Raw genomic sequence first — 11092 nt, forward strand, 5'->3', positions numbered from 1 at the left:
TATTTAATATCTTTTTAAAATAATATAAAATCTTTATTATTTATGAAATTAGCAATTATTGGTGGTAGCGGTCTCTACGATATTGATGAATTTAAGGAAAGAGAGTTTCTTAAACTTGAAACACCCTGGGGGGAACCTTCAGATAAAATTTTAAAAACAAAATATAATGATAAAAAAATATTTTTTTTACCAAGACATGGAAGAGGTCACGCAATATCTCCTTCGAATATTAATTTTAGAGCCAATATTGATGCTCTAAAACAACTAGGTGTTACCGATATAGTTTCAGTTTCGGCAGTTGGCTCATTAAAAGAAGACTTACCTCCAGGAAAATTTGTAATCGTGGATCAATTTATTGATCGAACATTTGCAAGATCAAAAAGTTTTTTTGATGATGAAATAGTAGCTCACGTTTCAATGGCACATCCCACTTCAAATGGACTAATGAATTCGTGTGAAGAGGCAATAAAACAAGAAAGTATTGAATACCAAAGAGGTGGAACGTACATAGTTATGGAAGGACCTCAATTTTCAACATTAGCTGAATCAAATTTATATAGATCATGGAATGCTGATGTTATTGGAATGACTAATATGCCAGAGGCCAAACTTGCAAGAGAAGCTGAGATTAGATATGCGTCTGTATCAATGGTTACTGATTTTGATTGTTGGCATCCAGATCATGAAAATGTAGATGTTCAGCAAGTTATTAAAGTTCTTTTAGGAAATGCAGAGAAAGCAAAAAAAATGATAAAAAATATTATTGATAATTTTGAAAGTCATATTGACCCAAAAGACCCTACTAATAATTGTTTAGATGTAGCAATAATCACTGCACCTGAAAAGAGAACCCAGAAGACAATTGATAAACTTAAAACAGTTGCTGGTAGAGTTTTATATAAATGAAGATAGAGAATAAAGACTATAGAACAATTTGGTTTGATGAAGCCAATCAACTAGTTAAGATTATTGATCAAACCAAACTTCCTCATCAGTTTATTATTAAAGATCTTAAAACAGTTAAAGATGCAGTTAATGCTATCAAAATAATGGAAGTAAGAGGAGCACCACTAATTGGAGGAACTGCTGCTTATGGAATTGTTTTAGCTATTAAAGAAAATAAAGATCCTAATTTTATTCAAAAAAGCTCAGAAGAGTTAATCCAATCAAGACCAACTGCGATAAATTTAAAATGGGCAGTAGACCGAATGTTAAATAAACTATCAGGTATTAATAGTAATGAAGTTTTAAACATAGCTTTAAAAGAAGCCAAAGATATTTGTGATGAAGATGAAAAATTTTGTGAAAATATTGGCTTGAATGGATTAAAAATTATTGAGGGTATTTATAACAAAACAAAAAAAACAGTTAATATTTTAACTCACTGTAATGCAGGATGGCTTGCAACAATTAATTGGGGAACAGCAACATCACCAATATACCATGCTCATAAAAAAGGAATTCCGGTTCACGTTTGGGTGGATGAGACTAGACCAAGAAATCAAGGAGCAAACTTAACTTCATATGAATTAAATGAAGAAGGAATAGCAAATACTATTATAGCAGATAATACAGGTGGAATATTAATGCAAAGAGGTGATGTTGATATGTGTATTGTTGGAACAGATAGAACTTTATCAACGGGTGATGTCTGTAATAAAATCGGAACTTATTTAAAAGCATTAGCAGCACACGATAATAATGTACCTTTTTATGTGGCATTACCAAGCTCAACTATAGATTGGGATATTAAAAACTTTAAAGATATTCCAATAGAAGAAAGAAATTCTGAAGAGCTATCTCATATAGAAGGAATAGACCAAGATAATAAACTTAAAAAAATTTTAATTTATCCAAAAAAAAGCAAAGCAATGAATCTTGCTTTTGATGTAACACCAGCAAAATATGTAACAGGATTAATCACTGAAAAAGGTATTTCAGATGCATCTACTGAAGGTTTAAAAAAGTTATTTAAATAATTTATCTTAGGGAGGCAGCGATGTTTCCACCATCGACAGTTAAAACGGCTCCAGTTGTTTTCTTTGAAATTGCTAAATGAAAAAATGCATTGGCAACATCTTCAGCTTTTACTTCTTTTAAAAGCAAATTTCCTTTCATATATTCTTCTGTAGATATTTCTCTAGCTTTTGCTCTAGATTTAATCATATTATTATTTAACAAACCACTTCTTATTCTATCCGCATTTATTCCATTAGATCTAATTCCAAGCGCACCATAGTCAACAGCATATTGTTTGCATAAATTTAATAAAGCGGATTTAGGTAATCCGTATGGTCCAAAATTCTTACCAGGGTTTACTGATTGTTTTGAAATATTAAATAACAAACATCCTTCAATATTCTGTTTTTTCATTATTTTAATTGCTTCTGAGGCGCAATTTTGATGAGAAAAGAAATTATCTTCAAAACTCTGTCGTAAAATTTTATCATCCACTTCTGCAATTGATCCTCCAATAGCAGTTCCAGCATTTGATATTAAAATATCAATTCCACCATATTGTTTGCTAATTATTTCAAAGGCTTTTTTAACACTGTCTTTATTTGTTACATCACAATGTAAGCAAAGTTCTTTAAGTTTTAGTTTCATTTCTTTTACTTTTTGTAAATTATAATCAAGTAAAATTACTTCAGCGCCATGACTTTTAAAAAGTTTGTAAGTAGCAGAACCGATTGCACCAAAACTTCCGGTTACTACAACAACATTACCTTGAAGAATTTTTTTAGCCTTTTTAATCTTGGCCTGTTCTAAAGACCAATATTCAACATCGAATAAATCTTTTTCAGGTATAAACTTATACTTTGAAGTTTCCTCTACAGATGAAATCACTCTTGCATTTGTTTCAGTTAAATCTCCAGCAATTTTAGCTGCATCCAAACTATCTCCAACACTAAATAATCCTACATTCTGAACCAATATAACTCTCGGAGAAGTATCGAGCATTGTTTTTTTGTCTTTTACTTTTTTCTTATTAATATCAAAATATTTAATATATTTTTTTCTATAATCTTTGATATTTTTTTCAGCTAATTTTTTAAAATCTTCAATAGTAGAGTTTGGCTTTGGTGTTATAACCAATGGAAAAGGCTTTACTCTTATAACGTGATCAGGTGTCGCAGTACCAAGGCCAGTATATCTTTTTACTTCTTTGCCATTAATAAAATAATCTAAAATTTTATTAGATCTGTAATTTACTATAAATTTTAGATCTTTAGTTTCGGATAGTAATCCCCTTAGTATGGGAGAGATTTCATGTGGTTTAAATGAGTTATTGAATTTTTTTATTTGTTTTATTTCTATTCTTTTAATTTTTTTTAAAGCCCTTTCAGCAAGTGATACGTATTTGATCATTAAATCATAAGATTTTTTAGCATCATCATCAAAAGTAAAAATCCCATGATTTAATAGTATTAAACAATCGATATTAGGATTTTTCGAATAAACTTCATTAATTTTTTGAGCCAATCCAAATCCAGGCATAACATATGGAACAATACTTACTTTAGAGCCAAATATTTTTTTACAAAAATCTTTTCCATTAGGTCTATTAGTAACATTCATTATGGCATCTGAATGTGTGTGATCAACAAACTTAAAAGGCAAGAATGCATGTAAAAAAGTTTCTACGGATGGGTTAGGAGACTTGATATCTATTAAATTTTTTGTTTGAAATGTAACCATATCCTCATCACTTAAATACTTTTTATTTTTAAGCGATAGTAATGGATTTAGTTTTACTGCTGGAAGGCCCGCTGGTTCAATTTCAGCCATATCCCATCCACTTCCCTTAACACAAAGTACATCGTAATTTTTTCCATCAATGTCTTTAACGGATGTTTTTACTGAAGTATTTCCACCACCATGAAGAACTAATTTACTATTTCGTCCCAATAATCTGGTTGTATAAACTCTCAAAGCCATATCTGTCGAATGACCAAGTTTTTTATACTTGTTTATGTATTTTTTAGATTCTAAATTTGACCAATTATTTTTCACAGTTTCAACCTCAGCGAAGTATTATAACAGTTTTTTGTTTGAAAGAAGTAAAAAATTTGATTAGTAAGGTTTTATTATATTTTAAAATGACAAAAGTCGGCAAACATATAACTCTAGATATTATTGGAACTACTCAAGAGTATGACCCTTTAGTCTACGAAAATGTAATTCGTAAAATTGCAAAAGCTGCAGAAGTTACAATTCTCGAAATTTCAAAGTATAAATTTAAACCGCAAGGTTTCACTATACTTGCCTTATTAGCTGAAAGTCACATGAGTTTTCATACGTTTCCAGAAAAAGGAATTATTAGTTTTGATTTTTTCACATGTGGGAAGGTAAGTCCCTCTATTGCACTCGATATTGTTAAAAAAGAATTCAAGTATAAAAGAATTGTCACAAAAACTTTTGATAGAGATTTAAAATCTTTGTACCATGACATTTATAGTTCACCTGGATTACAAAAATCGTATGTTGTAAATGAAGTTTTAGAAGATTTTAAATCTAAAGTGGGTCAACATATTGAAATATTAGACTTAGAACAATTCGGTAAATCACTGTTCATTGATAACGAAATTCAAGTCGCAACAAATGATGAAGTTTTATACAGCTCAACATTTGTAAATGCTGCTTTAAAATTAAATAAAGACATGGGAACAGCAGCTATCATTGGTGGTGGAGATGGAGGAGTTGCAAGAGAGTGTATGTCTAAAGGTTTTGATTTTATAGACTGGTATGAACTTGATCCGGAAGTAGTTGAAGTTTGTAATAAGCACCTTGGAAGCATTGGTAATAAATCAACAGAAAAAAATTCAGTTAAATGTATTTGGGGAGATGCTTTTGAAAGTATAAAATCTGTTGAAGATGACAAGTATGATAAAATTTTTGTAGATCTTAACGATGATCAGTTTTGTATAGATCTTGCAGCAAAAAATATGGATTCATTAATTAGAATATTAAAGCCAAATGGAGTAATTACCGCTCAAGTTGGTAGTCAAGATAAGAAACCAGAGCAAGTAGAGAAATGGTTAGATGTTTTCAACAAGAATTTTGGAAATACAACTTTGGATAGGGTTTATATCCCAAGTTTTGACTGTTCTTGGAACTTTTCATCATCAATTAATCACTAAAAATTTCTTTTTAAAGTCTCAAATTTGTGAAATAAATCTTCATAATCATATGGAGGAAAAAAATGAATATATTTAAAAAAACAATATTAACTGTTCTTGCTTCTTTATTACTAATCGGAAATGTTTACGCCGATAAAATAAAGATTGGAACAGAAGGCGCGTACCCACCATGGAACTCTAAGGACGCTTCAGGTGCTCTTATTGGTTTTGAGGTAGAGTTAGCTTATTCACTTTGCAGATACATTGGAAGACAATGTGAAGTTGTTGAGCAAGATTGGGATGGAATGATACCAGCTCTTCAAATGAGAAAATTTGATGCAATTATGGCTGGAATGTCAATTACTGATGAAAGAAAAAAAGTAATTACTTTCTCTCAAGGTTATGCTGACGAAGTTGCATCACTTGCTGTTATGAAAGGTTCAGATTTAGAGGGAATGGAAACTCCTGAAGGAGTGAATTTAACATTGGGTGGTTCAGCTGTTAATAAAGCACTTAAAACTATAACTGGAGCTTTATCTGGTAAAACTGTTTGTACTCAAACAGGAACTATTCACCAAAACTTTTTAGAGTCAGGCGATGTAGGTAAAGTAGATGTTAGAACTTACAAAACTCAAGATGAAGTTAATCTAGACTTAGAAGCAGGAAGATGTGATGTTGCTTTAGCAGCAGCAGTAGCATTTACTGATTATGCTGAAAAATCTGGAAAATCAGTTGTTCTTGTTGGACCAACTTTTTCAGGTGGTGCTTTTGGCAATGGTGTGGGAGTTGGCTTAAGACAAGCTTCTCAATTAGGTGGAACACTAGGTGAGAGAGACGCTGAACTTTTAAAAGCTTTTAACAAAGCTATTGATCAAGCAAGAAAAGATGGAGTTATTTCTAGACTTGCAATCAAGTATTTTGGCTTTGACGCTTCTATGTAAATAATATTTTGAAAAGGCGACTATTCATTTAGTCGCCCTTTCGATATGGATCTTTTATCATTCGGAAAAACAGGCTGGGGAGACGAGTTGTTTTATGCAACTCTAATGACAATTGCAGTGGCAGTTACTGCAATGTTAATTGGTTTTTTATTTTCATTAATCTTTACGCCACTTAAATTATCAAATAATAAATTTTTAAATTTTATTGGCAATACTTACACAACAGTAATTAGAGGTGTTCCAGAATTATTAGTAATCTACCTTTTCTTTTTTGGGGGAAGTGGAGCGATAATGTACGTTGCCTCAATTTTTGGATACTTTGAATATATAGAAATTAATGCATTTATTACAGGTTCAGTTGCAATCGGTATTATATCTGGAGCTTATTCAACTGAAGTATTTAGAGGTGCAATTCAATCAATAGATAAAGGTCAGTTTGAAGCTGCAAAAGTTTTAGGTATTAGTAAATTTGTACAATTTTATAAAATAATTTTACCTCAAATGTTAAGACTTGCTATTCCAAACTTAAGTAATGTTTGGCAAATCACTTTAAAGGATACATCCTTAATATCGGTCACAGGTTTAGTTGAGATCATGAGACAATCTTATATTGCAGCAGGTTCTACTAGAGATCCTTTATTCTTTTATTGTTTTGCAGCAGTTTTATATTTGATGCTAACATTTTTGAGCATGAAATTAATTAACAGACTTGAAGTCAAATACAGTAGGGGCTTTTAATGGATTTTGATTTAATGATAGTAAGTTTACCAAAACTTCTAAGTGCTGCAATTATAACTTTAAAATTGTTATCGGCATCTTTAATCATTGGTTTATTTATTGGATTTTTATTTGCAGTTTTAAGATTAAATAAAAACCCATTTATTAATAAATTTGCTTATGGATATTCTTATTTATTTAGAGGCACTCCTTTATTGGTTCAAATATTTATAATTTATTATGGTCTTGGACAAATTGAATGGTTAAGATCAACTTTTCTTTGGGTAATATTAAAAGAACCTTATTGGTGTGCAATTATTGCATTTGCATTAAATACTGGAGCTTATACTTCAGAAATTTTAAGATCAGCTTTTCAAACTATAAAACCTGGAATAATTGAGGCTGGTAAAAGTTTAGGGATTTCAAGTAAGATTATTTTATATAAGATTCAAATTCCAGTAGCGATTAGACAATCTTTACCAGCTTATGGTAATGAGATTATATTAATGATGAAAGGTACATCACTTGCAAGCACGGTAACATTAATGGATATCACGGGTGTTGCAAAACACATTGTATCAACAACTTACAAACCTTTAGAGGTGTTTCTTTTAGCAGGTGGAATTTATCTATTTATGACTTTTATCACTCACAACTTGATAAAATATTTAGAAAAAAAATATAGTTTTCAATAAGAAGTATATTCTTTAATCTCTTTAATCTTAGAGCCTGTGTGATTATTCATCTCTAGTTTAATCTTAGCACGATCATCATTTAAAAAATGAACATCTCTTGATAGTTTTATAAAGTTTTCAGTAAAGTCAGAATTTTTTTCACACAGTCTTTTATCATCTTCAATCACCCATAACTTTGCATTAATATCTTTTAATGACTTAAAAAGTGTATTAAGTTTTTCATCAGATTTAACATTGTTATCTAATTGATCTTTTAAAATACTATGCTCATCATTAATAAATTTTAGTTTTTCAGGATCTTTAATTTTTTCTTGTTTAATCTCTAAAATAGAAATTTTATCTAAAAGTTCACCAACCGATACTTCAACTAGAATTTTATTCATAAAAATTTATACTATGTTAAGTTGTTAGAAATATGTCTAATATTTTAATTATCAAACATGGTTCTTTAGGAGATATAGCGCAAGCATGCGGGGCAATTCAAGATATTTCTGAAAACCACCCAGAAGATCAAATACATATATTAACAACAAAACCTTATTTTGAACTATTTAGAAAAAATCCATTTATTTACAATGTTATTTTAGACAAACGTCTATCAAGGTTTAATTTAATTTATCTATATTTGTTGATGAGAACTTTAAAGAAACTAAAGATAAAAAAAGTTTATGATTTGCAAAACTCATCTAGAACAAAATTTTATAAAAATATTTTATTTCCAAAAGTAAATTTTAATACTTGGTCTAGTTCAGAAACTACCTTACCAAACAATATCTCAAAAGAAGAATTTGATAAAGACCCAGTTTTGAATAGATTTGATCATCAACTTAAAACTTCTGGAATTAAAACTGAACACACCATGAAACCAGACTTTAGTTGGGCTGTCACTAACATTGATAATATTAAAGAAGAATTTAAATTAAATAAATACATTGTCTTATTTCCTTTTTGCTCAACTCATCTAACTCATAAAAAATGGCCCCATTACAATGAACTAATAGAGTTAATTAAAAATAAATACGGTGAACAAATTAAAGTTGTAGTAGCTCCAGGACCATCTGAAATTGATGATGCAAAAAACATTAATGCTATTTCAATTTTAAACCAAGATAAGGCGCTTGATATCTCTCAGCTTGCAAGTTTGATTAAAGAAAGTTCATTTGTTATTGCAAATGATACGGGTCCAGCTCATATTTCAGCTCACCTTGGAGTAAAAGGTTTGACCTTATTTGGTAAACACACAACAGCTTTTAAAGTTAGTATCGAAAGAGAAAATTTTAAAGCAATACAGGTTGATGATTTAGAAAAACTAAGCGCAAGTAAAGTTTTAGAAAAAATATTAATTTAATTTCTTACCAATAATTTTCAATATTATAGGAATGGTAAAAAGTATCATCAGCAATCTAATAATATGATGAAATGCTACAAAGTTGGGATCTAAATCAAAAGCTATTGCAATAACTGCTACCTCATAAATTCCACCAGGAGAAAAAGATAAGAGTAGAGTTAAGAAATTGGTATCAACAAAGTATGTGGCAACAATTGCAGCTAATAACCCAAGTGTTACAAGTATTACAGTTGCAACCAAACTATGGAACGAATTACTCGCAACTTCTTTTAATGATTTGTCAGCAAAACGACAACCAACAGAGGCACCTAAAATAAGCAAACAAAAATTTATACTTTCATCTGGCAGTTTGTAGGAAGCAACTTCAGATATTTGCAGAATTCCACTTGCAACCAGTGTTCCAGATAATAATGCAGCAGGCACACCAATTTTATCAAATACAAAAATTAATGATATTGAGCCTATTAAGAGGATTAAAAGATGAAAATGATTCTGATCTAAGTAATTAAATTTTTCAATTACTAGAGCTTCATTTGTTGAGTAGTTAACAACAAAAAAGGGAATGACGGTTATTATTATAATTAACCTAATTAAATGTGATGTAGCAACTTGAGATAAGTCAGATTTTTCATGTTCAGCTAATATCATTAACGGACCTAAAGCACCTGGTGCTGCTGAAAAAATAGAAGTTTTGACATTATAACCTGAAAATTTTTGTAAATATTTAGATACAATTAAAATACTTATCAAAATATAGATAAACATTATTATTGAAGTCCACACCCATTCTGTCATTTGATTGATTAAATTTTGATCGATATAATTTCCAATATGAAGACCAAGAACTATTAAAATTGAACTTAAAGCTAGTTTTGGCATTTTAATTTTTATTCCACTTAATGCTGCAACTGAAACTGCAAGCATAGGACCAAGCATCCACGCTAATGGAACATTAAAATAGTCTGCTACAATTGCGCTTGGGATTGAAATTAAAATGACTAATAGAAATTTTTTAGAAAATAATTCTTTAATGTTAGAGGAATTAAATTGAATAGAAGAATTTTTCATTAACAAATATTCTTTTATCACTTACCTTTAAAAAGATAACACAAAAGAAATTCTCTTAATTAATGATAGTTATCTTTTTTATTATTAAAATATTTAAGAGAACAGTTGCTAATTTATTAAATAAATAAAATCAACTTTAAGTTGTATTCTATTCAAAAACTTGCATTCACAACTATAGTATAATTAACTGCAACTATTAAAAACAAACAATAGAGGAATATAATGAAAAACATTAAAAAATTAGTTTCAGTATTATTTTCAGTAATTCTATTATTCTCTGCAACAGTAACAAATTCAATCGCAATGGATAAAATCCATTTCGTAATTGGTGGTGGTGCTGGTGGCGGATGGGATGGAACTGCTAGAGGTACTGGAGAAGCTTTAACAAAATCAGGAATGTTAAAAAGTGCATCATTTGAAAATATGTCAGGTGGTGGTGGTGGAAAAGCTTTAGCTTTCATGATTAACACTCAACCTAAAAATACAATTTTAGTACAATCTACGCCGTTAGTTTTAAGATCTATTACTAGACACGAAGGTTATGTTACAGGATCTGGAGTTTTATCTTATAAAGATGTTACACCGATCGCTGGTGTAATTGGTGACTACGGTGCGATTGCAGTTGCAAAAGACTCACCTTACAAAAACTTTAAAGATGTAGTTGATGCATATAAAAAGAATCCAAGCTCTATCAAAATGGCTGGTGGATCAGTAAGAGGAAGTATGGACCATTTAATTGGTGCTTTAGCTTTCCAAGCTGCTGGTGCTAATCCAAATGATGTTGCTTACATTCCTTATGATGCTGGTGGAAAAGCGTTAGCTGGACTTTTATCTGGAGAAACTCAAATTATCTCTACAGGTTTAGGTGAACTTATGGGCGCAAGAGACCAAGTAAGAATTATTGGTATTACTGCTCCTTCAAGAGTAGCTGATGCACCGGATGCACCAACTCTAAAAGAACAAGGATACGATGTTCAGTTCGTAAACTGGAGAGGATTTTTTGGACCTCCTAATATGAGCAATAAAGATAAAAAAGCTTTATCTGCAATGTTAGGTAAAGTTATGAAAACTCCTGAATGGGAAGCTGTTAGAAAAAGGAATGCTTGGGTTAATATTTATAACTCAGATAAGGATTTTGTTAAATTCTTAGACGCACAAACTGTAGAAATGACAGCTCTTATGAAGAAATTAGGAGTTATATAA

Annotated in this window: 11 protein-coding genes; 8 read left to right on the plus strand and 3 right to left on the minus strand. The window is 30.3% G+C overall.

Features of this window, described 5'->3' with window-relative positions:
- The first annotated feature begins 42 nt into the window (after window positions 1-42).
- Both ABXT61_RS02155 and mtnA read left to right on the plus strand, forming a co-directional pair.
- On the plus strand, window positions 43-906 hold the full coding sequence (locus ABXT61_RS02155; protein ID WP_415315663.1) for an S-methyl-5'-thioadenosine phosphorylase: 864 nt from the start codon (window positions 43-45) through the stop codon (window positions 904-906).
- Window positions 903-1979, plus strand: a complete 1077-nt coding sequence (mtnA, locus tag ABXT61_RS02160) for an S-methyl-5-thioribose-1-phosphate isomerase (RefSeq protein WP_415315664.1) — start codon at window positions 903-905, stop codon at window positions 1977-1979. The genes ABXT61_RS02155 and mtnA overlap by 4 nt, the downstream gene beginning before the upstream one ends.
- 1 nt (window position 1980) lies before the next feature.
- On the opposite strand, the gene ABXT61_RS02165 is transcribed toward mtnA, so the two are convergent.
- Complete coding sequence (locus tag ABXT61_RS02165; RefSeq protein WP_415315665.1) at window positions 1981-4014, minus strand: bifunctional aldolase/short-chain dehydrogenase; 2034 nt, start codon at window positions 4012-4014, stop codon at window positions 1981-1983.
- Window positions 4015-4100: 86 nt separating this feature from the next.
- Here ABXT61_RS02165 and speD point away from each other — a divergent pair, with 86 nt between their 5' ends.
- The 4 genes from speD to ABXT61_RS02185 all read left to right on the plus strand — a co-directional run bounded on the left by speD (window position 4101) and on the right by ABXT61_RS02185 (window position 7473).
- On the plus strand, window positions 4101-5141 hold the full coding sequence (gene speD / locus ABXT61_RS02170) for an adenosylmethionine decarboxylase (RefSeq protein ID WP_415315666.1): 1041 nt from the start codon (window positions 4101-4103) through the stop codon (window positions 5139-5141).
- A gap of 62 nt (window positions 5142-5203) precedes the next feature.
- Entirely contained in the window at window positions 5204-6061 is an 858-nt protein-coding gene (locus tag ABXT61_RS02175) for a transporter substrate-binding domain-containing protein (protein ID WP_415315667.1), read from the plus strand.
- Window positions 6062-6106: 45 nt separating this feature from the next.
- The gene (locus ABXT61_RS02180) at window positions 6107-6799 is read left to right on the plus strand and encodes an ABC transporter permease (RefSeq protein ID WP_415315668.1); all 693 of its coding nucleotides are present in this window, start codon (window positions 6107-6109) and stop codon (window positions 6797-6799) included.
- Window positions 6799-7473: an ABC transporter permease gene (locus ABXT61_RS02185; RefSeq protein ID WP_415315669.1), complete on the plus strand. Its 675-nt coding sequence runs from the start codon at window positions 6799-6801 to the stop codon at window positions 7471-7473. The genes ABXT61_RS02180 and ABXT61_RS02185 overlap by 1 nt, the downstream gene beginning before the upstream one ends.
- Here the strand turns inward: ABXT61_RS02185 and ABXT61_RS02190 are convergent.
- A complete protein-coding gene (locus tag ABXT61_RS02190) occupies window positions 7467-7856 on the minus strand; it encodes a DUF6165 family protein (RefSeq protein WP_018414261.1) in 390 nt (129 codons plus the stop codon). The two genes, ABXT61_RS02185 and ABXT61_RS02190, sit on opposite strands and share 7 nt — an antisense overlap.
- Window positions 7857-7888: 32 nt before the next feature.
- On the opposite strand from ABXT61_RS02190, the gene ABXT61_RS02195 reads away from it, so the two are divergent.
- Window positions 7889-8821: a glycosyltransferase family 9 protein gene (locus ABXT61_RS02195; RefSeq protein WP_415315670.1), complete on the plus strand. Its 933-nt coding sequence runs from the start codon at window positions 7889-7891 to the stop codon at window positions 8819-8821.
- Here the strand turns inward: ABXT61_RS02195 and ABXT61_RS02200 are convergent.
- Entirely contained in the window at window positions 8813-9889 is a 1077-nt protein-coding gene (locus tag ABXT61_RS02200; protein WP_415315671.1) for an AbrB family transcriptional regulator, read from the minus strand. The two genes, ABXT61_RS02195 and ABXT61_RS02200, sit on opposite strands and share 9 nt — an antisense overlap.
- A 222-nt stretch (window positions 9890-10111) precedes the next feature.
- Between ABXT61_RS02200 and ABXT61_RS02205 the strand changes: the two genes are divergently transcribed.
- Window positions 10112-11092, plus strand: coding sequence for a tripartite tricarboxylate transporter substrate binding protein (locus ABXT61_RS02205; protein WP_415315672.1), 981 nt, complete (start codon window positions 10112-10114; stop codon window positions 11090-11092).

The organism is Candidatus Pelagibacter sp. Uisw_137 (assembly GCF_047720245.1).
Lineage (GTDB): Bacteria > Pseudomonadota > Alphaproteobacteria > Pelagibacterales > Pelagibacteraceae > Pelagibacter.

Bases quoted from the DNA above. Each gene is read 5' to 3' on its own strand.
- ABXT61_RS02155 (WP_415315663.1), top strand. From the start codon at position 43: ATGAAATTAGCAATTATTGGTGGTAGCGGTCTCTACGATATTGATGAA.
- ABXT61_RS02195 (WP_415315670.1), top strand. From the start codon at position 7,889: ATGTCTAATATTTTAATTATCAAACATGGTTCTTTAGGAGATATAGCG.
- mtnA (WP_415315664.1), top strand. From the start codon at position 903: ATGAAGATAGAGAATAAAGACTATAGAACAATTTGGTTTGATGAAGCC.
- ABXT61_RS02175 (WP_415315667.1), top strand. From the start codon at position 5,204: ATGAATATATTTAAAAAAACAATATTAACTGTTCTTGCTTCTTTATTA.
- ABXT61_RS02205 (WP_415315672.1), top strand. From the start codon at position 10,112: ATGAAAAACATTAAAAAATTAGTTTCAGTATTATTTTCAGTAATTCTA.
- ABXT61_RS02200 (WP_415315671.1), bottom strand. From the start codon at position 9,889: ATGAAAAATTCTTCTATTCAATTTAATTCCTCTAACATTAAAGAATTA.
- speD (WP_415315666.1), top strand. From the start codon at position 4,101: ATGACAAAAGTCGGCAAACATATAACTCTAGATATTATTGGAACTACT.
- ABXT61_RS02180 (WP_415315668.1), top strand. From the start codon at position 6,107: ATGGATCTTTTATCATTCGGAAAAACAGGCTGGGGAGACGAGTTGTTT.
- ABXT61_RS02185 (WP_415315669.1), top strand. From the start codon at position 6,799: ATGGATTTTGATTTAATGATAGTAAGTTTACCAAAACTTCTAAGTGCT.
- ABXT61_RS02190 (WP_018414261.1), bottom strand. From the start codon at position 7,856: ATGAATAAAATTCTAGTTGAAGTATCGGTTGGTGAACTTTTAGATAAA.